Annotated in this window: 22 protein-coding genes; 10 read left to right on the top strand and 12 right to left on the bottom strand. The window is 58.4% G+C overall.

Annotation, left to right across the window (positions count from 1 at the left end; genetic code table 11):
- Positions 1 to 27: 27 nt before the first annotated feature.
- From JQR90_RS04140 to JQR90_RS04130, 3 genes are all read right to left on the bottom strand, one after another.
- Positions 28 to 603, bottom strand: a complete 576-nt coding sequence (locus JQR90_RS04140; RefSeq protein WP_208859636.1) for an ankyrin repeat domain-containing protein — start codon at positions 601 to 603, stop codon at positions 28 to 30.
- Between the two features lie 208 nt (positions 604 to 811).
- The gene (locus JQR90_RS04135) at positions 812 to 2,353 is read right to left on the bottom strand and encodes a catalase (RefSeq protein ID WP_010797154.1); all 1,542 of its coding nucleotides are present in this window, start codon (positions 2,351 to 2,353) and stop codon (positions 812 to 814) included.
- Between the two features lie 169 nt (positions 2,354 to 2,522).
- Positions 2,523 to 2,759, bottom strand: a complete 237-nt coding sequence (locus JQR90_RS04130; RefSeq protein ID WP_010797153.1) for a YdcH family protein — start codon at positions 2,757 to 2,759, stop codon at positions 2,523 to 2,525.
- A 203-nt stretch (positions 2,760 to 2,962) separates the two neighbouring features.
- Here JQR90_RS04130 and mscL point away from each other — a divergent pair, with 203 nt between their 5' ends.
- Positions 2,963 to 3,409 (top strand): large-conductance mechanosensitive channel protein MscL, encoded by a 447-nt coding sequence (gene mscL / locus JQR90_RS04125; RefSeq protein WP_010797152.1) that lies wholly within the window; start codon positions 2,963 to 2,965, stop codon positions 3,407 to 3,409.
- A gap of 44 nt (positions 3,410 to 3,453) precedes the next feature.
- Here mscL and JQR90_RS04120 read toward each other — a convergent pair whose 3' ends face one another.
- Together JQR90_RS04120 and kduD are read right to left on the bottom strand one after the other, a co-directional pair.
- Positions 3,454 to 4,230: a ferredoxin--NADP reductase gene (locus JQR90_RS04120; RefSeq protein ID WP_122043394.1), complete on the bottom strand. Its 777-nt coding sequence runs from the start codon at positions 4,228 to 4,230 to the stop codon at positions 3,454 to 3,456.
- Between the two features lie 97 nt (positions 4,231 to 4,327).
- Positions 4,328 to 5,089 (bottom strand): 2-dehydro-3-deoxy-D-gluconate 5-dehydrogenase KduD, encoded by a 762-nt coding sequence (gene kduD / locus JQR90_RS04115; RefSeq protein WP_010797150.1) that lies wholly within the window; start codon positions 5,087 to 5,089, stop codon positions 4,328 to 4,330.
- A 173-nt stretch (positions 5,090 to 5,262) separates the two neighbouring features.
- Here kduD and JQR90_RS04110 point away from each other — a divergent pair, with 173 nt between their 5' ends.
- Together JQR90_RS04110 and cls are read left to right on the top strand one after the other, a co-directional pair.
- Positions 5,263 to 6,390 (top strand): methyltransferase, encoded by a 1,128-nt coding sequence (locus JQR90_RS04110; RefSeq protein WP_010797149.1) that lies wholly within the window; start codon positions 5,263 to 5,265, stop codon positions 6,388 to 6,390.
- Positions 6,391 to 6,574: 184 nt separating this feature from the next.
- Positions 6,575 to 8,014 (top strand): cardiolipin synthase, encoded by a 1,440-nt coding sequence (gene cls / locus JQR90_RS04105; protein ID WP_037030761.1) that lies wholly within the window; start codon positions 6,575 to 6,577, stop codon positions 8,012 to 8,014.
- Here cls and glsB read toward each other — a convergent pair.
- The 5 genes from glsB to JQR90_RS04080 form a co-directional block, all read right to left on the bottom strand.
- Positions 8,011 to 8,925, bottom strand: a complete 915-nt coding sequence (glsB, locus tag JQR90_RS04100) for a glutaminase B (protein WP_371106380.1) — start codon at positions 8,923 to 8,925, stop codon at positions 8,011 to 8,013. The genes cls and glsB overlap by 4 nt on opposite strands.
- A 97-nt stretch (positions 8,926 to 9,022) precedes the next feature.
- A complete protein-coding gene (locus tag JQR90_RS04095; protein WP_010797146.1) occupies positions 9,023 to 9,490 on the bottom strand; it encodes a DUF1348 family protein in 468 nt (155 codons plus the stop codon).
- Between the two features lie 118 nt (positions 9,491 to 9,608).
- Positions 9,609 to 9,767 (bottom strand): DUF2474 domain-containing protein, encoded by a 159-nt coding sequence (locus JQR90_RS04090; RefSeq protein ID WP_010797145.1) that lies wholly within the window; start codon positions 9,765 to 9,767, stop codon positions 9,609 to 9,611.
- Between the two features lie 2 nt (positions 9,768 to 9,769).
- On the bottom strand, positions 9,770 to 10,795 hold the full coding sequence (gene cydB, locus JQR90_RS04085) for a cytochrome d ubiquinol oxidase subunit II (RefSeq protein ID WP_010797144.1): 1,026 nt from the start codon (positions 10,793 to 10,795) through the stop codon (positions 9,770 to 9,772).
- Between the two features lie 2 nt (positions 10,796 to 10,797).
- Entirely contained in the window at positions 10,798 to 12,237 is a 1,440-nt protein-coding gene (locus tag JQR90_RS04080; protein ID WP_010797143.1) for a cytochrome ubiquinol oxidase subunit I, read from the bottom strand.
- 343 nt (positions 12,238 to 12,580) lie between these two features.
- On the opposite strand from JQR90_RS04080, the gene JQR90_RS04075 reads away from it, so the two are divergent.
- The 5 genes from JQR90_RS04075 to JQR90_RS04055 all read left to right on the top strand — a co-directional run bounded on the left by JQR90_RS04075 (position 12,581) and on the right by JQR90_RS04055 (position 20,253).
- Entirely contained in the window at positions 12,581 to 13,807 is a 1,227-nt protein-coding gene (locus JQR90_RS04075; protein WP_037030006.1) for an MFS transporter, read from the top strand.
- 114 nt (positions 13,808 to 13,921) lie between these two features.
- Positions 13,922 to 14,725 (top strand): SDR family oxidoreductase, encoded by an 804-nt coding sequence (locus tag JQR90_RS04070; protein WP_010797141.1) that lies wholly within the window; start codon positions 13,922 to 13,924, stop codon positions 14,723 to 14,725.
- Complete coding sequence (locus JQR90_RS04065) at positions 14,718 to 16,538, top strand: glycoside hydrolase family 15 protein (protein WP_112297603.1); 1,821 nt, start codon at positions 14,718 to 14,720, stop codon at positions 16,536 to 16,538. The genes JQR90_RS04070 and JQR90_RS04065 overlap by 8 nt, the downstream gene beginning before the upstream one ends.
- Positions 16,539 to 16,823: 285 nt before the next feature.
- Positions 16,824 to 18,821, top strand: a complete 1,998-nt coding sequence (betT, locus tag JQR90_RS04060) for a choline BCCT transporter BetT (protein ID WP_010797139.1) — start codon at positions 16,824 to 16,826, stop codon at positions 18,819 to 18,821.
- Between the two features lie 352 nt (positions 18,822 to 19,173).
- Positions 19,174 to 20,253, top strand: coding sequence for an AbrB family transcriptional regulator (locus JQR90_RS04055; RefSeq protein ID WP_010797138.1), 1,080 nt, complete (start codon positions 19,174 to 19,176; stop codon positions 20,251 to 20,253).
- A gap of 17 nt (positions 20,254 to 20,270) precedes the next feature.
- On the opposite strand, the gene hrpB is transcribed toward JQR90_RS04055, so the two are convergent.
- Positions 20,271 to 22,781, bottom strand: a complete 2,511-nt coding sequence (gene hrpB, locus JQR90_RS04050; protein WP_010797137.1) for an ATP-dependent helicase HrpB — start codon at positions 22,779 to 22,781, stop codon at positions 20,271 to 20,273.
- Between the two features lie 115 nt (positions 22,782 to 22,896).
- Here hrpB and JQR90_RS04045 point away from each other — a divergent pair, with 115 nt between their 5' ends.
- Together JQR90_RS04045 and JQR90_RS04040 are read left to right on the top strand one after the other, a co-directional pair.
- Positions 22,897 to 23,316 (top strand): hypothetical protein, encoded by a 420-nt coding sequence (locus JQR90_RS04045; RefSeq protein WP_010797136.1) that lies wholly within the window; start codon positions 22,897 to 22,899, stop codon positions 23,314 to 23,316.
- A 6-nt stretch (positions 23,317 to 23,322) separates the two neighbouring features.
- A complete protein-coding gene (locus tag JQR90_RS04040) occupies positions 23,323 to 24,234 on the top strand; it encodes a cation diffusion facilitator family transporter (RefSeq protein ID WP_010797135.1) in 912 nt (303 codons plus the stop codon).
- A gap of 48 nt (positions 24,235 to 24,282) precedes the next feature.
- Here JQR90_RS04040 and JQR90_RS04035 read toward each other — a convergent pair whose 3' ends face one another.
- Positions 24,283 to 25,386 (bottom strand): DUF6515 family protein, encoded by a 1,104-nt coding sequence (locus JQR90_RS04035; protein WP_010797134.1) that lies wholly within the window; start codon positions 25,384 to 25,386, stop codon positions 24,283 to 24,285.
- Positions 25,387 to 25,787: the final 401 nt, after the last annotated feature.

Genomic DNA, 25,787 nt, shown 5'->3' with positions numbered 1-25,787 from the left:
AGTCCAAGATCTGTTGCAGCGCTAGGGTCAACGGGTCGGGGGCTGGCTGAATTCACCGCGCTTGAGCTTTTCGACATCGTTGCCCATCGCATCCCTGGCATTAAGGTCTGCGCCCTTGGCCGCCAGATCGTCCAGCACACTCTTGCGTTGAAAAAGCGCAGCGTACATGGCGGCCGTCTGGCCGGCATTGTTACGCTGGTCGGGGTTGCACGTGGCCTGAACCAGGCGGTGGGCAATGGTAATCTCCCCTTTGAAGATGGCGCCCATCAATGCGGTATTGCCTCGGTTGTCCTGTATGCAAGGGTCTGCGCCTGCAGCCAGCAGCTGCTCGACGGCTTCCTTGTGGCCATGGTAGGCCGCCAGAATCAAGGCAGTGTAGCCTTTTTCATCCTGGGTATTGAGGTCATAATGAGCCTTGATGAACTCTTCCAGCATCTCCTGACGGCCATCACGGGCCGCATCGAAGAAATAGCTTTTGAGCTGTGCCTTTACCGCGTCGGGTGAGGGCTGATCAGGTGTTTTCGCCTCGACTGCAGCCGGCTCGGCTACCGACGCCTCAGGTGGCGGATCAGCCAATACCAATGTGCTGGTGAGGGAAAGCATCGTAATGCCAAGAAAAAATAAGCGCATAGCGTGTTCTCTCGCGGTCAGGGCTGCCCGTGCGCGAGCGGCATTGGGCATGATCTGGCTTGTGCACTGTCTATGGTTACCCGGCTGGCGTGGACACTCGCCAGGCAATTTGTCAGGCTTGCCTATCCAGGCAGGCAAGCCGACAAGGGAGCACGGGCAGGATTAGCCTGCCCGGAGGACATCAGTCCTTGAGGGTCGCGGCCACTTCCTTGACGCGCTTGAGGTCGCCTTTGGCCACCTTGGTCAAGCCTTCGCCATATTCCGCGTCAGCCTTGTAGAAGTACGCCAGCATCATGTTTTTGCTTTCGTCATCCACAACACGCAGATCACCGCCCAGGCTTTCGATCAGGTCCTGACGCTCCTTCTTGCTGTAGGAGCGATACAGATCACCCGCCTGCTTGAAGTTCTGCTCGCGCTGGATCTTGGCCTGCTGGGTCGTACCGGACAGCGGCAGCTGGCTGTAACGTGCGGAAGTGTCTTCCTCACGCGGCTGCAGGCGGCTCGGCTGGTAGTTCACGGAGGTCGCCGTGTGGCCGATGTTCATCGCTCCGTCCTGGTTGCCGTTGTTCACCTCTACGTGAGGCTTGTTGATCGGCAACTGCAGACCATTGGTGCCAACGCGATAGAGCTGCGTATCGGCGTAGGAGAACACACGCCCCTGAAGCAGACGATCCTCGGAGGGCTCAATGCCAGGCACAACGTTGGCAGGCGCCATGGCAACCTGCTCGGTTTCCTGGAAGAAGTTGTCCGGGTTCTTGTTCAGGACCATCTGACCAATCTTGCGCTCGGGCACGCCCGGCCAGATCTTGGTGGCATCCAGCGGGTCAAAGTCGAACTTGGGCAGATCTTCCGGGTTGAGCACCTGAACGTACAGGTCCCACTTCGGGTAGTCGCCCTTGTCGATGGCGTTGGCCAGATCGCGGGTCAGATGGCTGTAGTCCTTGCTCTGAACTTCGGCCACTTCCTTCGGATCCAGGTTCTTCTTGCCGGACTGCAAGCTCTTCCAGTGGAACTTCACATAGTGAACTTCACCCTTGGCATTGACGAACTTGTAGGCATGTACGCCATTGCCATCCATGGTGCGGTAGCTGGCCGGTGTACCTTCATTGGAGTACAGCTCGGTCAGGGTACGGGTCGCTTCCGGAATGTGAGAGAAGAAGTCGAACGTACGACGCGGGTCATCCAGGTTGGTACGTGGGTCAGGCTTGAACGCATGAACCATGTCCGGGAACTTGATGGCGTCACGGATGAAGAATGTTGGGAAGTTGTTGCCTACCAGATCCCAGTTGCCGTCAGCAGTGTAGAACTTGGTGGCAAAGCCGCGCGGGTCGCGCAGGGTTTCCGGTGAGTGATTACCATGGATCACCGCAGAGAAACGTACGAAGACCGGTGTTTTCTCGCCTGGGCGGAAAACCTTGGCCTTGGTCAGGTCAGAAACGTCGGCCGAGGCGACGAACTCTCCGTGGGCACCCGCGCCACGCGCGTGAACGACACGCTCTGGAATACGCTCACGGTCAAAGCGCTGAAGCTTTTGTACCAGTTGCACGTCCTGCAGGAGCGTCGGGCCTGTGGCTCCAGCGGTCTGGGAGTTCTGGTTGTCTCCGACTGGCGCACCGTTGTCACGCGTCAGGGTACCTGCATAGGCCGCCGAAGCGACTGTGGCAGACAGGATGCCCGCTGCAAGCAGATTCAGGGCATATCCGGAAAAGGTCCGAATGGACATTGTTGGGTTCCTCTCTTTTTTAAGTGCTCTGTTCCAAGCACGTAAAGAGTAAGGAACCCGGACCGCTTCGCTAAATTGAATACCTTTTGTTCCGCTATTAGCAGAATCAATACCCAAGCCAAGCGTTTTAAGTTATGGCCGCTACGCAGGGGCAGCGGCCTAGAGCTGATCAGCTACCTTGCAGCTCGCGTGCGATCTTGTCCTTGATCACGACGCGTTCTCGTCGGCATCGATTCAATTCCTCATCGCCACTGTTCTCGACCATCCCTTCGATTTCCAGGATCTCCTGATCCAGCGCATCGTATTGCTCGATCAGCTTGGCAAACTCTGGATTGTTCTGGCGCAGCTCTTCAAACTTCTGAACCTTGTCTGGAAAATCCTTGTGCAAGTTGTGCTCGGCAACCATGTGTGACCTCCTGAGGCAGGTTGAATATCTTGAGCCTTTCAGCCCATCCATATGGTGGACCGCAGCCGTTCGGCAAAGTGCAGCAACGAGAGGCAGCACACTTTTTCAGGAAGCATTTCGAAACAACCAGACGTTTTTGCGGTTCAAAGTGCCCGAGACGTTAGCGATGGCGTCACTACCATTCCACCGCAAAAGGAGTGCTTATGAGCTTTTTCAGCGAATTCAAATCGTTCGCCATGAGGGGCAACGTCGTCGATCTGGCTGTTGGTATCATCATTGGCGGCGCTTTCGGCAAGATCGTGTCATCATTCGTTGCCGATGTGATTACCCCACCTCTCGGGATTCTTTTAGGTGGCGTGGACTTTTCGCACCTCGCCATTACGCTGCAGGCTGCCCAAGGCGATAAACCGGCAGTACTGCTATCTTACGGCAAGTTCCTGCAATCGATCTTCGACTTCATTATCATTGCATTCGCCATTTTCAGCGCCATCAAGGTTCTGAATCGACTGCGCCTGCATGAGGAAAAGAAGGCAGCGGCCGGCCCTACCAAGGATCAAGTACTGCTGACTGAAATTCGCGACCTGCTCAAGGAACAAAGCCAGAAGCCTGAGGCCACCGTCACACGTAATGACCCTCCGACCTCTTCGTGACTGTTCGCTACAAATAGGGCCCTTGCGGGCCCCATTCGCATCTTTTACCAGTAATTTTCTACCGCGATCTGTCCAGGCCGGCGCGTCAGGGCCAGCTGGAAATCACGTGCCTTGAGCACGGCTCGCGTGTCATCTACCATTTCAGGATTACCACAGATCAGGATGCGGGAGTGCTCTGTTGAAAGCTCAAGCCCTGCGGCCTTCTCCAGCTCACCGTTTTCGATCAGGGTCGTGATTCGCCCCCTCAGCGCGCCGGGATGATCCTCACGGGTTACAACAGGAATATAGATCAGCTTCTGTGCAACCCCTTCCAGGTACTCCAGCTCCGCCAGCCCCTTAATCATTTCCTGATAGGCCAGGTCCTTTGCTTCCCGGACGCTATACACCAGCACGATACGCTCATACCGCTGCCAGACATCCGGCTCCTGAAGCATGGACAGAAACGGTGCCAATCCCGTACCGGTGGATAACAGCCATAAATCGCGTCCGCCGGTAAAGCGCTCCAGGGTGAGATACCCATAGGGCTGCTTTTCCACCAGCAACGTATCACCCGGCTTGAGGCGACTCAGCTCGCTGGTAAAGGCTCCGCCAGGCACGACGATGGAAAAGAACTCCAGAAATTCGTCATGAGGCGCTGAGACCATTGAATAGGCACGCCAGACGATTTCGCCGTCTGCCTTTTCGACACCCAGGCGGGCAAACTGGCCGGCACTGAAGCGAAAGCGCGGATCACGCGTCGTACGCAGGCTGAACAGGTTATCGGCCCAGGGCCACACCTCCGTGATGGTCTGGCGGGTGTATTTCTCGTCACTGGCGGTCATGCTGGGCTACCTCGTTTTCCGGGCCGATATCAGGCTGTCATGAAAACAAGCCCGGCACTGGTTTTCAACGGACAAACTGTAGGTATAACCGGCCGGACTAACGCGCCAGCCAACCACCGTCCACGGCCAGAGTATGACCGTGGACATAATCCGAGGCAGACGACGCCAGAAACACCACAGGCCCTGCCAGGTCGATTGGCTCGCCCCAGCGACCTGCCGGAATGCGCCCCAGGATTTCTGCGTTGCGCTGCTCATCGGCACGCAAGGCTGCCGTGTTGTTCGTTACCATATAGCCGGGCGCAATGCCATTGACGTTGATACCGTGCTTGGCCCACTCGTTGGCCAGCGCCTTGGTCAGCCCCATTAAGCCACTCTTGGAGGCTGTGTAGGATGGGACACGGATGCCGCCCTGGAAAGACAGCATCGAAGCGATATTGATGATTTTGCCGCCGCCCTGCTGCGCTATGAATTGACGCGCCACGGCTTGAGAAAGAAAGAACACCGTCTTGAGGTTGACGCCCATGACATCATCCCAATCTTTTTCGGTGAAATTCAGTGCATCCTCACGCCGGATCGTTCCGGCATTGTTGACCAGGATATCGATACGACCAAAAGCCTGTAGCGCCTCATCCACAATAAAGGGCACCGCATCCGTGGCGCTGAGATCTGCCCGGATGCTCACGAATCGCCGGCCCTTGGCCTCTACTTCACTTTGCGTCTCATGGGGTTCGCGCCGGCTGATCCCAACAATATCGCAACCGGCACTGGCCAGAGCTACACACATGCTCCTTCCCAATCCGGCATCACACCCGGTGATGATCGCGACCTTGCCTGACAAATCGAATGGGTTAGCCACCATGATGCCTCCTGAGGGGTGGTAAACGCGGGCTGACCTGTCATCCTGAGCCCGCAAAACGTCTGTTCGACCCGCCAGACGCCCGGCGCGTTCAGCCGGCATCCAGAGAAAAGAGCAGCATAAGCAATGCCGCTCCCCTACACTGACGCCTTTGTCGTCAGCTCCGATCTTCTGCCATGGTTCTACTGTCCACACCCTTTGCCCAGCTTGACCTGCACCGCCAGCCACCCCGCCGGGACGATCCGTTACAGGCTTTCGATGCGGCGGATGAATACCTGCTTAATCATCTGGCCGAACAGGGCCTGCCAGACAACGCCCGAATTCTGGTGTTAAACGATAGCTTCGGCGCCCTGGCAGCAAGCCTGGCTGATCAGGGTCACGTTGTTTCCAGTGGAGATTCCCACCTTGCAGCCCTCGCGCTTAACGATAACCTGCAGCGCAACGGACGTGATGGTCGGGTGCTATTCGTGCCATCCAGCGAGCCGGTTAAAGGCCCCTTTGACCTGGTGCTGATCCGTATTCCAAAAACCCTGGCCTTGCTGGAGGAGCAGCTGATTCGCCTGCATGATCAGCTGGCACCGGGTGCGCGAGTCATCGCAGCAGCCATGATCAAGCATCTGCCGCGTGCGGCAGGAGATCTGCTGGAGCGTCATATCGGCAGTGTCCAGGCATCGCTGGCAGTCAAGAAGGCGCGCCTGCTGTTTGCCACCCCCGAACCCAGGGAGCGGATAGCCTCACCCTACCCGACCCGCTACCGACTGGACGACCCAGCGCTGACACTGATCAATCACGCCAACGTGTTCTGCCGAGAAGGGCTCGATATCGGGACACGCGCCTTTCTTCCACATCTGCCTACTGACTTGGGCAATGCACGCGTGGCCGACCTGGGCTGCGGCAATGGCGTATTGGCCATCACCAGTGCACTGACCAATCCCCAAGCGCAGTACACGCTGGTAGATGAGTCCTATATGGCGATCCAGTCGGCACATGAAAACTGGCGTGCCGCCCTGGGTGATCGTCCCGTCACGTTGCGCGCCGATGATGGGCTGGCCAGCCAACCGGCTCGCTCGTTGGATGTAGTCCTATGCAACCCACCGTTTCACCAGCAACAGGTGGTGGGGGACTTTCTGGCCTGGCGGATGTTTCAACAGGCGCGTGCTGCTCTCGACCACCAGGGTGAACTCTGGATCGTCGGCAATCGCCACCTCGGTTATCACCTCAAGCTCAAGCGGCTCTTCAAGCGCGTAGAACAGGTTGCTGCCACCCCGAAATTCGTGGTGCTGCGTGCGGTCGAAGCTAACTGAGCGTGATGCTATGCCCTATGCCAGACCTTATTCAAGCAGGCTGGCATAGCGGGTAACGTGCCTCAGAGCAGTATCCAGACTGGATGATTCCGCCTAGGCTGGGTCGCCACCGTTTTAAGATAGGCGCCAGGTGATGCCTTTTGCCTACTGACAGGACGAATATACGCACCGGATGGGATCTTACGTGCCAGGGTTACCTTTCGATCTTCACATCTTTGCCATTTTGATAGAGATCTGCGGCGTTCTGGCGGCTATCCATGCCGTCATCACCGTTCGTACGGCTCAGGGCGCCATGGCTTGGGCCATTGCATTGGTCTTCATGCCGTTTCTGAGCCTGTTGCCTTATCTGGTTTTTGGTCGGCGTCGTTTCGATGGTTATGTAAAGGCGCGCCGACAGGCCGATGAAGAGATGGCCCGCGTTGCTGCCGAGCTGAACTGGCGCCCGTGGATCGCTGAGGCCCTGGCTGCCCAGCAATGCAGCGCGGCAAACCGCAAGCTCAAAGCCATGACGGCGCTGACCCGCACCCCCTGTGTAGCCAGCAACAAGGTGCGTCTTCTGGTCAACGGATCGGAAACCTTCAGCGCCATTCTGGGCGCTATTCGGGAAGCCCGGCAGGTCGTGCTGGTGCAGTTCTTCATCATTCATGACGACGCTCTTGGCCGGGCACTGCAAAACACGCTGATCGAGCGGGCCAGGGAGGGTGTCGAGGTGTTTCTCCTTTACGATGCCATTGGCAGCCATGCCCTGCCGCGGAGCTACGTGTCAAAGCTTCGTGAGGCAGGCGTGCAGGTCAAGGCATTCAGCAACCGCCGAGGACTGATCAACCGCTTTCAGGTCAACTTCCGCAATCACCGCAAGATCGTTGTGGTGGATGGTGAAGTAGGATTTGTCGGCGGACACAACGTGGGTGAGGAATACCTGGGGCACAAGCCACCGTTGGCTCCCTGGCGTGACACCCATATCGAAATTCGTGGGCCCGCTCTGGCGACCCTGCAGGAAACCTTTGCCCAGGACTGGTTCTGGGTGACCAAAAAGCTTCCAACCCTGGTGCTGCCTGAACGTTATGAGGATGGCGGCATGCTGTGCCAGGTGGTTGCCAGCGGTCCGGCGGACGATCAGGAGACCTGCTCGCTGTTTTTTGTCGAGGCGATTCACTCGGCGCAGCGGCGAATCTGGATCACAACGCCCTACTTCATCCCTGATGAGGCCGTCTCAGCCGCACTGCACTTGGCCGCTCTACGCGGCGTCGATGTGCGCATCCTTCTGCCGTCACGCCCGGATCACAAGGTCGTGTACGCCGCATCCTACCTATATGCCTTCAAGGCGGTGGATGCGGGCATTCGAGTCTTCAGTTATCAACCAGGCTTTCTACATCAGAAGGTGGTGCTGATCGATGAAGAGGTTTCCGCCATCGGTAGCGCCAATCTGGATAATCGCTCGTTCCGGCTGAATTTCGAGATCATGGTCATGACCGTGGATACTGACTTCGCCTGGGAAGTGCGCTCGATGTTGGAAGTCGACTTCTCCAAGTCGGTCGAGCTAACGCCCAAGGACAATGCCAATGTTCGGCGCCTGCACAAGGCAGCCATGCGGGTAGCCCGACTGTTCTCGCCGGTCCTTTAGCCCAGTGGAGCGACACCCAGGCCATCCACGAGTCGCTCCAGGGCACGCAGACCGGCAACGGAATTGCCGTAGCTGTCCAGGCGGGGCGACCAGACGCAAATGCTCATGCGGCCGGGAACGATGGCCACAATACCGCCACCCACGCCGCTCTTGCCGGGCAGCCCGACGCGCCAGGCAAAATCCCCCGCGGCGTCATACAGGCCGCACGTCAACAGTAATGCGTTGAGCTGCCGCGTCTGCTGAGGCGACAATACCTCGCTCCCATCGTGGGGATTGATGCCCCGGTGAGCCAGAAAGGCGAACGCGCGGGCTACATCCACACAGCTCATGGACAGCGCACAGCCATGGAAATAGGTTTCCAGCACCTCATCTACTTCGCCATGCAGGTTTCCATAAGCCTTCATGAGGTAGGCCAGTGCAGCGTTACGCGCCTTGTGATCCATCTCTGAACGCGCCACCCGCGTATCGAAGTTGATGGTCGGATTGGCACTTAACCGCCGCGCCTGTTCGCGCATCAGGTATTGGATGGACATGATGCGCGACACCAGGATATCGGTTACCAGCAACGCACCGGCATTGATGAAGGGATTGCGCGGGACGCCCCGCTCCACTTCCAGCTGTACGATGGAGTTGAACGCCTGACCGGAGGGCTCCCGGCCTACACGCGTCCAGATGTCCTCTTCCGGCAGCCGCTGCATGGCAATGACCAGGTTGAGCACCTTGGAAATGGACTGGATGGAAAACGGTGTATCCCCTGCCCCCGCCTGGAAGACTCGACCCTCTACATCGCATAGGGCAATCCCGAATTGATCGGGTTCTACCTGGGCCAGTGCCGGGATATAGTCAGCAACCTTGCCTTCTCCCATGTCTTGCCGTGCCTCCTGGGCAACACGATCAAGCAGGGTTTGCAGGACTTCAGGGGAGCATGTCTCGGGCATGGGCGGCTTCGCTGCTTACAAAGGAGTGCCAGTGTAAGAAAGCGCAGCCGCAACGCCTAGTGATCTGTCGTTAAAGTCCCAAATCACTCAGTCCTGGATGATCATCCGGTCGACGTCCCTGCGGCCAGCGGAACAGGCGCTCGGCCTCGGTGATCGGCAGATCGTTGATGCTGGCATGCCGCTCCACCATGAGCCCTTGCTCATTGAACGCCCAGTTCTCATTGCCATAGGCGCGAAACCAGTTGCCGGAATCGTCATGCCATTCATAGGCGAAGCGTACGGCGATCCGGTTGCCCTCATGGGCCCATAGCTCCTTGATCAGCCGGTAATCAAGCTCGCGCTGCCACTTGCGCGTGAGAAAATCCACGATGGCTTCGCGTCCCTTGATGAACTCGGCCCGGTTACGCCAGACACTGTCGTTGCTATAGGCCTGTGCAACCTTGTGGGGATCGCGGCCATTCCAGCCATCTTCCGCTGCGCGGACCTTTTGGCGTGCAGTTTCCTGCGTAAAGGGTGGCAATGGGGGTCTGCTTTCCATGGACGTGTCTCCAAAACGGTAAGACAGATAGCGTAGATGAAAGCCTACCGTGCAAGCGGACAATCTGCCTGGAGAAACGGACAAAATAAGACCCCGGCGAGTGCCGGGGTCTGGTGTATCAGGATTTAAGGCCGGCGGCAGTCATGACCAGCCGCAGCCCGTAGGACACAATGCCCAGGGCCACGATACTGCAGGCCCAAATCAGGACCATCCAGCCGAGACGCTTGATCAGCGGTTGGTTGTCAGCTGGATTGGGTTCACGCTCTTTGCCGGCCATGATCAATGATACCCCTCGCCTGTACGAACCTTACCGCGGAACACGTAGTAGCCCCACGCCGTGTACATCAATGTGATCGGGATGATGAACAGCGTACCGATGAGCAGGAACAGCTGGCTCTGCGGTGGCGACGAGGCTTCCCAGATCGAAATCGCCGGCGGGATGATGTTCGGCCACAGGCTGATGCCCAGGCCGCTATAGCCCAGGAAGATTAGGATCAGCGTTAGTACGAAGGGAGATACATGAGCCTCTTCCTTCAGGATCGCGCGCAGCAGGAACACGACTGTTACCAGCACGAGAATTGGCACAGGCAGGAACCAGAACAGGTTCGGCATGGTGAACCAGCGCTGGGAGATGGCGTCATGGGACAGCGGCGTCCACAGGCTGACGGCTACTATGAACAGCAGCAACAACAGCACCAGCGGCTTGGTCATGCGACGCATGGAAGCCTGTAGCGGGCCTTCGGTTTTCATGATCAGCCAAGTACTGCCCAGCAGTGCGTAGGCAGCGATCAGGCCAAAACCACAGAACACCGAAAAAGGCGTCAGCCAGTCCAGCGAGCCACCGGCATACTGACGATTCTCCACATGGAAACCGTCGATGAAGGCACCCAGCGCGACCCCCTGACAGAAGGTTGCCAAGAGCGAGCCGAAGATAAAGGACTTGTCCCAGAGCCCTTCTTTGCCTTCCTGCACCTTGAAGCGGAACTCAAAGGCTACGCCACGGAAGATCAGGCCGATCAACATGAAGATCAGCGGCAGGTAGAGGGCCGGCAGAATGACGCCATATGCGAGCGGGAAGGCGCCGTACAACCCGGCCCCTCCCAACACCAGCCAGGTTTCGTTGCCGTCCCAGATCGGAGCCACGGTGTTCATCATGACATCGCGCTCTTCCTTGCCCTTCACGAAGGGGAAGAGAATGCCAATCCCCAGATCGAAGCCGTCCATGACTACGTACATCATCAGGCTGAAAATGATGACCACCGCCCAGATCAGCGCGAGGTCAATACCAACAATTCCAGAAGCCATGTTCAGTGCCCCGTCAGTTGATCATGGGAATGAGCCTTTTCGGTACCTTCATCAGTAGCCGAAAGGGGGCGCTTCGGATGACGATCGTGTCCCGGTCCACCCTGGGTAGGAAGGTCGCCTTCACCGGTATGTGGTCCCTTGCCAATCATGCGCAGCGCATAGACCGTACCAATACCAAAGACCGCGAAATACACAATTACGAAGCTGACCAAGGTGATGCTCAGTTGCGTCACGCTGTGATTGGCTACACCATCCTTGGTACGCAAGAGGCCATATACGATCCAGGGCTGACGACCCACTTCGGTGGTAAACCAGCCTGCCAGCAGAGCAATCAGACCAGCCGGCCCCATGCACATGATCAGGCGCAGGAAGGCCTTGGTTTCATACAGCTTGTGTCTCCAGCGCAGGAACAGGCTCCACACACCGGCAGCAATCATGAGCAGCCCCAGAGCCACCATGATGCGGAATGACCAGAACACCACATACGCCGGTGGACGATCCTCTTTCGGGAAGTCCTTGAGTGCGGGAATCTGCTCGGTAAAGCTGTGCGTGAGGATCAAGCTGCCCAGCACAGGAATCTCGACCTTGAAGCGGGTTTCCTCACGCTCCATATCCGGCAGACCGAACAGAATCAGCGGCGTTGCCTCACCGGGCGGATTCTCCCAGTGGCCTTCGATCGCCGCGATCTTGGCTGGCTGGTGCTCCAGTGTGTTCAAACCGTGGGCATCCCCTACGAACGCCTGGATCGGCGCCACGAACAGGGCCATCCACATGGCCATGGAGAACATCTTGCGAATGGCCGGGTTATTGTTCCCACGCAACAGGTGCCAGGCCGCCGATGCGCCGACCAGGAAGGCCACCGACAGGTAGGCCGCGATGGTCATGTGCGCCCAGCGGAAGGGGAACGACGGGTTGAAGATTACTTCCAGCCAATGGACTGGCACTACGCGGCCATCGACAATCTCGTACCCAGCCGGGGTATGCATCCAGCTGTTCGAGGACAAAATCCAGAACGTGGACATCAGGGTGCCAATCGCCACCATGATAGTGGACAAAAAGTGCAACCCACGTCCTACGCGGTTCCAGCCAAACAGCATGACCCCGAGAAAACCCGCTTCGATAAAGAAGGCGGTCAGCACCTCGTAGGTCAAGAGCGGACCCGTTACGGCACCGGCGAAGTCGACAAAGCCGCTCCAGTTGGTACCGAACTCATACGCCATGACCAGTCCGGACACTACACCCATTCCAAAGAAGACCGCGAAGATCTTCAACCAGAAGTGGTACAGGTCCTTATAGGTAGAGTCGTTGGTTTTGAGCCACAGTCCTTCGAGAACGGCTAGAAAGCTCGCCATTCCGATAGACAAGGCAGGGAAGATAATGTGGAACGAGACGGTGAATGCAAACTGGATCCTCGCAAGATCCAGAGCCTCCAAGCCGAACATAGGCGGTCCTCTTCAGGCAGCCGGTGCGTTTATCACGCAGGCGGTCAATAACGTTAAGCAAATCACAAGGCAATGTTTCGAGCGCTTGCGTGCTCAATTCGTTCTAACGGAACGCTTGAAAGGTGGTCCGACTATCGCATTTTAAGCCGCAAGGCTCTGACGTAGGTCAACGTCTGGATTCATTCTAGACCTCTAAAACGCAGTGGGGTCCGTGGTCAGATGTCGCGCGTCAAGGTGGCGCACACAACTTGTTACCCACCAAGTGTTTCAGAATATATCTCTGATCAGTGCACAAAAACCGCTTGCCGAGACTATGATGAGAGACCTCTCGAAGAGCCCCATCATGACCTCAGCCCCTTTATATTTGCGTCATCATCGACCCTTTCTGGCGTTCTGGTTTGCCCGCGTCTGTACCGCCAGCAGCTTTCAGATGCTCACCGTAGCCATTGGCTGGCACATCTATTCACTGACGCATAATGTGCTCGACCTGGGCCTGGTCGGCCTGGTGGAATTCCTGCCGCGTCTGTTCTTCATGTTGTATACAGGGCATGTGGCGGACCGCTACGACCGACGTAAGGTAGCCGCACTCTGCCAGACAGGTCAGGCCCTTACCGCACTGGTGCTGGTCTATGGCAGCCTGACCGACAATGTGACTCGTGAGCTGATCTTTATCCTGGCCTTCATGCTGGGCACCTGCCGGGCCTTCGAAATGCCAGCGACCCAGGCGCTTTTGCCCAACATCGTCCCCGCCTCGCTATTTCCCCGGGCCGTTGCGGCCTCAGCCTCCGCCATGCAGGGTGCGACAATCGTGGCGCCAGCGTTGGGTGGTTTTCTGTACGCCTTGGGTGCCTTCTGGGTCTATGCACCGGCAACGGCCCTGTATGGTGTGGCAATTCTCCTCGTGCTGAGCCTGCCTGCGCGTGAACAGCAACCGCGTAAGGAAAAGGCCAGTCTGGATTCGCTACTGGCCGGGATTCGCTTCATTCGCAGCCGCCGCGATATTTTCGGCGCCATTTCCCTGGATCTTTTTGCCGTTCTGCTGGGCGGCGCAACGGCACTGTTACCCGTGTTTGCCCGGGATATTCTGATGACCGGTCCCTGGGGGCTGGGCCTGTTGCGCTCAGCACCCGCCGTGGGCGCCCTGCTGATGTCGTTTTGGCTCGCGCGCTTTCCCATCGAGCGAAACGTCGGACGCATCATGTTTATCTCGGTAGGTGTGTTTGGCGTGGCAACCATCGCCTTTGGTCTTTCCACCTCGTTCTGGTTCAGCCTGGCCGTGCTGGCGGTTCTGGGTGCGGCTGACATGATCAGCATGGTCATTCGCGGCGCCTTTGTGCAACTGGAGACGCCGGATGAAATGCGCGGCCGCGTCAGTGCCGTCAACGGCCTGTTCATCGGTGCCTCAAACCAACTAGGCGAGTTCGAGTCCGGTGTAACGGCAGCCTGGCTGGGCACAGTGCAAGCGGTCGTGCTGGGCGGCGCAGGAACGCTGATCGTGACAGGCCTTTGGATCAAGCTCTTCCCTACCCTCGCCAAACGCGACCACTTGCATACCCTGAAACACAGCTGATCTGCTGGAGGGCTGCTTGCGGGTCGGCAGGCAGCCCTTTACCCCTCTGAACTCTCGCATGCCGCCAACGGTCAGGTGACAAGGACTTTTCACCGAATTGCTTGAGGGTTTGCCATGAAAATTTCACTCGATGGCCAGGTTGCACTGGTCACCGGCGGCAGTTCAGGGATCGGCGCCGCATCAGCCAAGGCCTTGGCTCAGGTAGGCGCAGCCGTTGTCATCAATTACCACTCCAATGCCGAGCCGGCTGAACAGCTTGCGGATGAAATCAAGGCGGCCGGCGGTCGGGCCATTGCCGTGGGTGCTGATGTCGGTGATGAGCAGGCCGTCGAACAGCTCTTTGCCAAGACGATCGAAGCCTTTGGCCGTCTGGACATCCTGGTGGCCAACTCCGGACTTCAGCGCGATGCACCCTCCCATGAGATGACCCTCAAGGATTGGAACATGGTCATCCAGACCAACCTGACCGGCCAATTCCTTTGCGCACGTGCCGCCATCCAGCAATTTCTGAAGCAAGGCGTTAATGCCGAACTGTCACGCGCGGCGGGCAAAATCATTCACATGAGCTCGGTACATGAGGTCATTCCGTGGGCAGGTCATGTCAATTACGCGGCCTCCAAGGGTGGGGTCAGCCTGATGATGAAAACCCTGGCTCAGGAAGTGGCCGAAAAGCGCATCCGCATCAACAGTATTGCGCCGGGTGCTATCGCTACGGCCATCAATGAAGACGTGACTGGCAACGAGGAAGGTCGCCGCGAGTTGCTCAAGCTGATCCCCTACAAGCGTGTCGGGGATGTGGAGGACATTGGTAATGCCGTCGTCTGGCTGGCATCCGACCTGTCTGACTACGTGGTAGGTACCACCCTCTTTGTCGATGGCGGCATGTGTCTGTATCCAGGATTCCAGGACAATGGTTGATCACAACGCCGGAATCCGGTCCATCGATGCCCATGGAGTCATCGGCGACATGCGTACCTGCGCGCTGGTCGCCGATGACGGCAGCATCGACTATTTCTGCTGGCCTGACCTAGATAGCCCCTCGGTTTTTACCGCCTTGCTCAATGGTGACGAGGCCGGACTGTTCACGATTGCACCCGACCGCCCTAATGCCAGGCGGCAACAGATCTACCTCCCCGACAGTAACGTCTTGCAGACCCGCTGGCTTGATGACGACGGCGCCGTCGAGTTGACCGACTGGATGCCCATCCTGACGGAAGAGAACACCATGCCCCGTCTGGTGCGGAGGGTTTATGCCGTCAAAGGCGACTCGCGCATTTGTCTGAAGTGTTCACCGCGGCTTGATTACGCCCGGGCTGAAACCAGGGCTACGGTAGAGCATGGCAGCATTGTGTTTCAGGCCGAGGGCCAGCGCAGTATGCGCTTGGCCGGTTCCGAGACGCTTACGCTCGACGGGAATACGGCCGTAGCGGACTTCACCCTCAAGGAAGGAGAAAGCGCGACATTCGTCTTTGGCTGCGCCGAAGATCGACAGGTCATGGAAGAAGATCTTGATCTCTGCCTGAAGCATACACTCAGGTTCTGGCAGCGATGGGCTCGTCAAAGCAACTATACCGGCCGCTGGCGGGAAATGGTCTCGCGCTCGGCTCTGGTGCTCAAGCTTCTGGTCTCGCAGCAGCACGGTTCCATTGCTGCTGCGGCAACCTTCAGCCTGCCGGAAACACCAGGTGGCGAGCGAAATTGGGATTACCGGGCTACCTGGATACGGGACGCCTCGTTTACCGTCTATGCTTTCATGCGCCTGGGATACACCGACGAAGCCAACCACTTCATGAGCTGGGTGGGCGACTGTATCGAGCGCAGCAGCGATCTGCCGCAAAAGCTTCAGATCATGTATCGCCTCGATGGTGGACGGGAACTGCCCGAACAGGAACTGGACCACCTGAGCGGCCACGGCGGGGCAAAGCCTGTGCGTATCGGCAACGATGCATTCGGACAGGTTCAGCTCGACATCTATGGCGAGCTGATGGATGCCGTCTACCTGTCAAACAAGTACGGCCAGGCCATATCACACCGCGGTTGGAAACATGTTGTCAGTATCATCGATTATGTCTGCAATCATTGGCAGACCAAGGATGCCGGCATCTGGGAAATTCGTGATGAGCCCAAGCACTTCCTACACTCGCGCTTGATGTGCTGGGTTGCCATTGACCGAGCCATTCGCCTGGCACAGAAGCGTTCCCTTGCCATGCCCTATGAACGATGGCTCAAGGCACGGGGCGATATTCAGGAAGATATCTGGACCCACTTCTGGAACAAGAAAAAAGGTCATTTCACAGCCATTCTGGGCCAGGATACGTTGGACGCATCTCTTCTCCTGATGCCCTTGCTGCGCTTTGTCAGCGCAACAGACCCGGCGTGGCTGGCAACTCTAGATGCCATCAAGGAACGTCTGGTCTGCGATGGTATGGTCAAGCGCTACGATCAGTCTGAAATGTCCGATGGACTCTCGGGTGAAGAGGGCTCCTTTGCGGCCTGCTCATTCTGGTATGTGGAGTGCCTGGCGCGGGCCGGCAGGATAGACGAGGCGCATATGGAGTTTGAAAAACTCATGAAATACGCAAGCCCTGTGGGACTCTTTGCCGAGGAGCTTGACGCCCGTGGACGTCACCTGGGCAATACTCCTCAGGCCCTGACCCATCTGGCCCTGATCAGCGCCGCCTACTTCCTGAACCGCAAACTCTCCGGCAGTGATACCCAATGGCAACCGTAGCAGGCCTGCTTCCGCTCTGACTCAGGCCCTTCGGTTTCGCCCCTCCTCGACCGACTATAGCAAAATGACATATGGAGGCGATTCAAGCTCCGCTTGAACGTCTTTTCGTGTTATCTTTTTATATTGAACGATCAATTAATAAAAAATGACTACAAACGACGGGCAAGGAATGTCCCCTTTTCGAATCACCTTGAGCTACTAGCCCGACAGCATCGCGAGTGACCGGAAACCCGCGACTCGACTGTACGGACTCTTTGGCACCTGCCCTATAGGAGAACATGCTCCATGAGCAGCACGACCCCATCCGGTAACGTACGACTCAATCCGCCCGCCTTTTACAGCGCGGCCACAGCAATCCTGGTCTTTGCTCTGGTGGTAATCGCCTTTCCCGAGCGCGCCGGAGCCTGGCTGCTGGAAGCTCAGACATGGGCCTCACAGACGGTAGGCTGGTACTACCTACTGGCCATGACGCTTTATCTGGTCTTTGTCATCGTCACGGCCCTTTCAGGGTACGGCAAGATCAAGCTTGGCGCCGATCACGATCAGCCTGAGTTCAGTTACCTTTCATGGGCCGGCATGCTATTCGCAGCCGGTATCAGTATTACCCTGTTCTTTTTCTGCGTGTCAGAACCCCTGACGCATTTCATGCATCCCCCTCAAGGCGAAGGCGGCACGCAGGCTGCTGCACGTCAGGCCATGCAACTGCTCTTTCTGCACTGGGGACTGCATGGTTGGGGGGTCTTTGCACTCGTTGCCATGGCATTGGCCTATTTCGCCTATCGCCATAACCTGCCCTTGGCCTTACGTTCAGCGCTATACCCGCTGATCGGCAAGCGCATCAACGGCCCTATTGGCCATGCGGTAGATTGCTTTGGTATCATTGCCACCGTTTTCGGCCTGGGCGCCGATATGGGCTTTGGTGTGCTTCAGCTCAACTCGGGCCTGGACTATCTGTTCGGTGTACCCCATACCCAATGGGTACAAGCCCTGCTGATTGCCGTGATGATGGGAGCCGCCATTCTTGTTGCCGTATCAGGTGTGGACAAGGGTGTGCGTGTCATGTCCGATATCAACATGCTCCTGGCGGTCGGTCTGCTGTTGTTTGTCCTGTTTGCCGGGCCGACCCAGCACCTGCTCAATACGCTGATCCAGAACATCGGCGATTATCTGGGCGCTGTTCCCACCAAGAGCTTTGACCTTTATGCCTATGACAAACCGTCCGACTGGCTGGGCGGCTGGACCGTATTCTATTGGGCCTGGTGGATCGCATGGGCACCCTTTGTAGGCCTGTTCATTGCGCGAATTTCCCGTGGTCGTACCATTCGTGAATTCGTCTTTGGCGTACTGTTCATTCCGCTTGGCTTTACCCTCGCGTGGTTGTCCATCTTTGGTAATAGCGCGCTGGATCAGGTGCTAAACCACAACCTGACCAGCCTGGCCGAAACGGCTATTCGCGAGCCGTCCATGGCGCTCTATCACCTCCTGGAAACGTATCCTGCCAGCCGTATTGTCATTGCGGTGGCGGTATTCGTAAGCTTTGTGTTCTTCGTGACATCGGCGGATTCGGGCACTGTGGTGCTGTCGACCCTGTCCTCGACAGGCGGCGAAGCGGACGAAGACGGTCCCAAGTGGCTGCGCGTCTTCTGGGGAACGGCTACTGCCCTTGTCACCGGTGGTCTGCTGGTCGCCGGTAGCATGGATGCACTAAAGTCTGCGGTGGTCCTGACCTCCCTGCCCTTCTCGCTAGTAACCCTGCTAATGATGTGGGGTCTGCACAAGGCGTTCTACACCGAATCGCAGCGGCAACGGGCACGATCACATTCTCTGGCCCCGGTATCCCAGGCCAACCCACGCCGCAGCGGTGGCTGGCGTCAGCGCCTTGCCAAGGCTGTTCACTTCCCGTCGCGCGATGAGGTCTATCGGGTAATGGACACCATTGTTCGCCCGGCGATTGAGGAAGTGGCCGAGGTATTCCGGGAAAAAGGACTGGCCGTACAGACCGAGCTTGATCCTACCAATGCCAACCTGAGCCTTGAGGTTGGTCATGGCGAACAGCATCCCTTTATCTATCGGGTCATCATGCAGGGGTATTTCACACCGAGCTTTGCCCGAGCTGGTATGGGCGGGCTGCACCTGAAAAACCGCCGCTACTACCGTGCAGAGGTCTATCTGGCTGAGGGCAGCCAGGATTATGACCTGGTGGGCTACACCAAGGAGCAAATCATCAACGACATGCTCGACCAGTACGAGCGACACCTGCAGTTCCTGCACCTGGTCCGCTGACCTCAACTTACCCGGGCCGTCACTTGGCGGCCTGGGTGAATACCGGGGTTGCCCTTCTGGGCATGGCAGTGGTGAATGATGCTTCTTGCCCCGAATGCTGTTAGCAAGAACGGCTCGAACAGCCGAGGCATAAAGATCCGGGAGAATGCCTTGTTTCGTGGTCGTAACGCCCTCCCCACAAGGAATAACCCAAATACATCCGGCAATGCCTGCGATTGCTTCAGGACTGCCATTACGATTCGTGATCGTTTCGTTAGTTATCTTACTATCAAACTTTAGATGGAAGGCGCGTATAATAAGGCTATAGCGCGGCTACGCCGTCTGTGGCTGCCACCTCTTGAGGAGGACGTCATTGCCTCACGCCCCTGTTTCATCTGCAGCACCGCCATCACGACATCCTGCCCTGCAGTGGGCTGCCCTGATTGTTGTATCCAGTCTGGCTTCCTTTTGCCTTGATCGTGCCGGTATCCCTGCGGCCATGTTCCTAGGGCCCATGCTGGTCGCCATCTGCTTTGGCGTCAAAGGGGCCACGATCCGTCTACCCAAACCACTGTTCCAGCTAAGCCAGGGCGTGGTGGGCTGTCTGATCGCCCACTCCATGACAGCGGCCGTTCTGCTTATGGTCGCTACGCACTGGCCGGTCATGCTGCTGGCCACTGCCATTACCGTTCTGCTCAGCGTACTGGTGGGTGTCATCCTGGTTCGCTTCGGCGGTTTACCCGGCTCCACCGCCGCCTGGGGTACTACGCCCGGCGCGGCCTCCGCCATGGTTGCCATGGCGGAAGAATACGGGGCGGACTCTCGCATCGTGGCAACCATGCAGTATGTACGTGTTGTTTGTGTGGTCGTGATCAGTGCCCTGGTTGGCCGCTTTTTAGGGGCTGAAGGTACAGGAGCAGCCTCTCACTCGGCCGCGATCACCTTTGACTGGAACACCCTGCAGTCATTTGGAATTACGCTGGCCGTCGTGGTGGTAGGTGTCTGGTTAGGCAAGCGCCTGCCGGCTGGCGCTTTGATGGTGCCTATTGCATTGGGCACCATATTGCAGCTCAACGGTTGGGTAACCATTACCCTTCCCCATTGGTTGCTGGCCATCGCGTTTGGCTCGATGGGCTGCTATGTAGGCTTGCGGTTCGATAAAACCACGGTGCGCTATGTCACCCGAGCCTTGCCCAAGATGATCATGGCCTCGCTGATGTTGATCGCCATGTGCGCTCTTTCGGCCCTCTTCCTGGCTCATCTAATGAACAAGGACTTTTTGTCCGCCTACCTTGCAACCAGTCCTGGCGGCCTAGACTCGATGGCGATCATCGCCGTGGACAGCCATGCGGACGTCGGGCTGGTACTGGCCATGCAGGCCTTGCGCTTGATTGGCGTGATCGCATCCGGGCCGTTCCTGGCCAAACAGATCGCCCGCGTGGCGCGAGTCTGATCTGTAAAGCCTCGACACTAACGCCGAGGCTTGGCCCGTGCAGTCGCCTCCGCAACGAGCGGGTCATCCGGCCAATAGTGCTTTGGATAGCGGCCTTTCAGATCCTTCTTTACCTCGGCATAGGTGCTGCGCCAGAAGTTAGCCAGATCCTGGGTAACCTGCACCGGGCGCTGCGCAGGGGACAGCAGGTGCAGCTTTACAGCAAGCCGTCCGCCGGCGATCCGAGGGGTGTCGGCCAGGCCGAACATCTCCTGCAACCTGACGGCCAGCACGGGCGGCTCCTCGGTGTAGTCCAGGCGGATACGGGAACCTGAAGGTACCTCTATCGAGCGGGGCGCCAACTCGTCCAGGCGGCTTGGTAGCGGCCAGGGTAACAAGCCCTGCAGGATGGCGCCCAGATCGAGCTGAGCGAAATGGGACAGGCGAGTCACCCGCCCCAGATACAGTAGCAGCCAGTTCTCCAGCGTTGCCAGTAGTGCCGTGTCGGTCACGTCAGGCCACTCGCTGAGACCGCCCTGCTCCAGGTCCAGCCGCCGCAGAAGCATGACCCGTGCCTGCCACTGGCGCAGCTCCGGTGTCCAGGGCAGGAGTTCAAGCCCTTTACGCCTGACTAGCCCCAGTAATGCCCGGCTGCGCGCGTCATCACTTAGCGAACTCAATGGCTCACGAGCAAGGATCAGCTCACCGGCTCGGACCTGCCGTTCGGCGCGCAGTACGCCCTCCCGCTCGTCCCAGTCCACCTCCTCATGGGTCGATACCTGCTCGGCCAGGGGCCCTTCAAACAAGGCAGGATCAAGCTCGGCAGCCAGATAGATACGCTCTTCACGCTGCCCTTGTCGGCTCCCAAGATCGGCAATCACCAACCACGGTGATTTCATCAGCGAATCGACATCGGCAAACAGTGCCGCACGGCCATTGGCCAGCCGATATTCTGCACCGCCGGATCGGCGCTGGTGTGCGATCCGCTCCGGATAAGCAAAAGCCAGCAGACACCCTACCCAGCGTGGATGATCCGGATCGCTCACAGGCATTTCGGAAGCGCCACGCAGCAAGCCCTTGAATTGTCTTGCCAGCTGGCGAATGCGCGCAATACCGCCTCGCGGCCCTTTCCCTTCGCCTGCCAGCAGCGCAAGGCGAGTTTGTATATCCGCACCCTCGCCACGCACGATATCCCGTTCGGACAAAATAGCCGCCAGATCACACGCCAATGGCGCCAACCCCAGGGCCTGTCCCCGAAGCAGAAGATGAGCCAGTCGCGGATGAGCCGGCAGGGTGCTCATGGCCTGTCCATGGGCTGTCAGGGCCGTTCGATCAGCCTTGAGCGCACCCAGACGCACAAGCAGATTCTGAGCCTGTGCTTGGGCCGCAGCAGGAGGTTTATCCAACCAGACCAGCTCATCTGCAACAGCGCCCCAGCGCGCCAGCTGAAGCGCAAGCCCTGCCAGATCAGCCTGCAGAATTTCCGGTGAATCATAGGCGGGTAGCTGGTCATGCTGCGTCTCCGACCACAAGCGATAGCACACCCCTGGCTCCAGGCGCCCCGCCCGTCCCGCTCGCTGGGTGGCCGAGGCGCGAGAGATGCGTCGCGTCGCTAGCCGCGTCATGCCACTGCCGGGATCAAAGGCGGGCTCCCGGGCAAGTCCGGCATCTATCACCACCCGAACGCCTTCGATGGTAAGACTGGTTTCGGCGATATTGGTCGCCAGCACAATCTTGCGAATACCGGCCGGTGCCGGCTCAATCGCTGCTCTCTGGGCAGCCAGATCAAGCTCACCGTAGAGCGGCGCGATCCGGATATCCACCCTGCCAGCCAGCGCATCATCCAGCAACTCATGAACCCGCCGGATTTCAGCCTGCCCCGGCAAAAAGACGAGCAGGCTTCCGTCCTGCTCATCCAGTGCCTGCTGGATGGTTTGAACAACCCTGGGCTCCAGGCGCTCGTCCGTCGAAGTGGGCCGCCCCCATTTGATCTCCACCGGAAACATGCGCCCCTCGCTGCGCACCACCGGAGCCCCTTGCAGCAAGGCCGAAAGCCGCTCACCCTCAAGGGTTGCGGACATGACCAGGACCTTGAGCGGAGTGTCACGCAAGAGCTCACGCCCATTCAGAGTGAGTGCCAGCGCCAAATCGGCATCCAGGCTTCGCTCGTGAAATTCGTCGAAAATGACCAAGCCAACGCCTTCGAGGGCAGGATCATCCTGCAGGCGACGCGCAAGGATACCTTCCGTAACGACCTCGATCCGTGTCCTGGGCCCTACCTTGCTCTCCAAGCGAATGCGGTACCCCACCGTCTCGCCCACGGGTTCGCCATACTCGGCTGCCAGCCGCTCCGCCGCTGCCCGAGCGGCCAAGCGCCGTGGTTCCAGCATGAGAATCCGCTGACCCGCTAGCCAGGGCTCATCCAGCAGCGCCAGCGGTACACGTGTGGTCTTGCCTGCACCTGGAGGTGCCTCCAGCACAACTTCGTCGCGCTCGACCAGGGCGGCGCGCAGGGTAGGCAATACGGTATCGATGGGTAATGGCGTCATTCTGCTGTGCACGTGGTCATATACGGTGGCTGCTGATTATAACGACTCCAGCGGCCCGCTTCCGGCCTCTCGCAACGCCGGTTATAGTGCGGTTTCCTGACCTATGGAGGTGTTTATGCCAATGCGCACTCGCCTGATCTGTGGCGCCCTTGCTGCAGCAGTGCTGACCCAGATTTCGGCCTGCGGTACGCTGTTTTATCCTGAGCGTCGCGGCCAAATTACTGGCCAGATCGACCCGGGCATTGCCATCCTGGATGCGGTAGGCCTGCTGTTCTACATCATTCCCGGCCTGATTGCGTTCGGTGTTGATTTTACGTCCGGAGCCATCTACCTGCCCAACGACCAGCACGCCTCGGTCGACCCGGAAAAGCTAAAAGATGCTATCGACGCGGATGGCAAGGTGGACAAGGCGCGCCTCAAGGCCATTATCGAACAGGAAACCGGCCGCTCCCTGCCGCTGACCGATCCACGCCTGATTCAGCACAGCGGCAGCCCTGAGCAATTGGCCGCCTTCGGGTTGCGCCCTACGGCATAACACCTGATGAAGAGCCGTACCGAACACGCCAGGCTGTTGCGCCTGGCCACCACTGCTTCACTCGCAGTGGCTGGCCTGCTCATTACCGTGAAGGCCATCGCCTGGTGGTTCAGCGGATCGGTCAGTCTGCTCGCTGGGCTGACCGATTCCGTGCTTGATGGCGCGGCCTCCCTGTTCAACCTGCTGGCGGTGCGCTATTCCCTAAAGCCCGCCGACGACGACCACCGTTACGGCCATGGCAAAGCGGAGTCGTTGGCGGGTATTACCCAGGCCCTGTTCATTGGCGCTAGCGGAATCCTGATCGGCATGCAGGCCATCGGACGCCTGAAAGAACCTGAACCCCTGGGAACGCCTCTGCTGGGCATTGCAGTCATGATCTTTTCATTGATTGTGACTGCGGGCCTGCTGATGCTACAGCGGCACGTCATTCAGATTACAGGGTCCGCAGTGATTCGCGCCGATTCTCTGCATTACCGCTCTGATCTTCTGCTCAACACCAGCATCCTGATTGCCCTGATTGCTGCCAGCTACGGCTGGGATCAGTTGGATGCCATCTTTGGCCTGGGTATTGCGTTGTATATCCTTTGGAGTGCCATTGGAATCGCACGCGACTCGCTAAGTGTGCTGATGGATCAGGAATTGCCCTATGAAGTCAGCGAGCACATGTTGACGCTGGCGTGCAGCGTGCCCCAAGTCTTGGGGGCTCATGATTTGCGCACGCGTATTTCGGGAAGCCACTGGTTCGTCCAACTGCATCTGGAGCTACCGGGAGAAATGACCCTGTCCGAAGCCCATCGCCTGTGCGACGAGGCCGAAGCGGCGATCATGGCGGAGTATCCGCAGGCCGAAGTGCTGGTACATGCCGACCCGCTGGATGCACCCGATGTCCCCCATCGGCATCCTCTGCCTCCGAGCTGAGGGCTCAAGGGCGTCTGACTTCATCAGATTACAGGCAGACGGCCCCCCTCAATAGGTCACGTTATATCCCCTGCCACTTAGGCAGGCGCCCAGCGAACGTCGATAACGATCCGCCACATCAGCCGGTGGCGCAGTGGTTGCTCGGGATGGATCAAAACCTGACTCGCTGACCGCCCAACGCTGGCAGTCATAACGATCCTGCTCCATCTGGGCCTGTGTCTGACCATAGGCAGGGGTTATGGCGACATCAAAGGCATTGCTGCTAATGGCATAGCCACCGTTTTGCACAGGCGGCTCCACGACAATGTAACGGTTGTATTCCGGTTGCGGCTGGTAATAGGTACCAGCGGCAAAGTAGTAGGTCAGCCCGCCGATCACCAACGTCTGCGCATAGTTGGGCAAATTACTGACATACACGCCGCGCGGCGGGGTCACGATGACATAGCTCGACCCTTGTGGGCGGTACCAGTACCCGTCGGAATAGTAATACTCATAGCGTTGATGCCAGATACGGGTGTACCGAGGCGGCGGGCGCCGCAGCACATAGCCGGGACGCCAATCAGGATTTGGTCCCCAGCCACGACGATCGAAGTCGTTGTGCCTGTGCGGGCGATTCCAGTTGCCGTACGGCCCATAATCAGGATGATCAATGACACGGGGCTGATTTTCCCAGCCTCGATTCAGATCATTCGGCCCGGATTGCTCCCAGCGAGCACGCTCATCGCCACGCCGAACGGCATCGGGTCGATTCCAGCCGTCTTCCCGAGAGTGGTTCGCCTGCCCTGTGACCTCTCGCGGAGGCGCGGTAATAAACCGTACACCGTTTTCATCGACCCGCTCGACAGGCCGCCGGGGAAAATCATAGCGTTGATGGGGAAGATCCTGACCACTGCCGGTCTGCCAGCGCGAGCCATCCTGCCCGATAGGGCGACCCGCTCCCGGACGAGGCCCGGCATTAGGATCCATTCCTCGAGAGGGCGAGTAGTCCGGGTGATCTCCAACGCGACCCTGCCCCGCCTGAGGCTGAGGCGCAGCGCCGCCGGACGGATTGCCGAACTGCGTCTGTCCGGCCTCAAAAGGCCCTGCCAGCACGTGGCCTGCGCTCAATGCGACTATCAGACCGATACCTGTCAAACGCCCGCGGCGCTTCATGACCCTATCTCCTGCTTACCGCCGGTCGCTCCGCAAATGGCGAGGCGGCGGTCGAATCCTCAATCTAAGCCAGGAGTATGCGCGAGGCGAGCATTGACGGATAGGCGGAGCACAGGCGTACACTTTTATCAGGCGCACAAAAAAGGAGGCTTTCGCCCCCTTCCGGAATTCTGTCCTCTGAGTCGCTTTTGGCGACTGCTGCGATCACACAGCCTTTTGGGCGGTGAGTGGCCCGGGAGCGGCACGACCTGATAGGTCGGCGGCATTATCGGCTTGCCCTCCTGGAGCTCACCGTTGGACTGTTCGTCCGGGCCATCGAAGTAATGAGTTCAGCTTAGCCCTGTTGCACCGACCAAAGTTTGCGTTTTTTGCTATATCCTCTACCGTTTAAGCAACAGAAC

The sequence above is a fragment of the Pseudomonas sp. JZ114 genome, from assembly GCF_051027705.1.
Classification (GTDB): domain Bacteria; phylum Pseudomonadota; class Gammaproteobacteria; order Pseudomonadales; family Pseudomonadaceae; genus Chryseomonas; species Chryseomonas luteola.
Note: the sequence above shows the minus strand (reverse complement) of the source record. Positions and strands in the feature narration are given on the sequence as shown.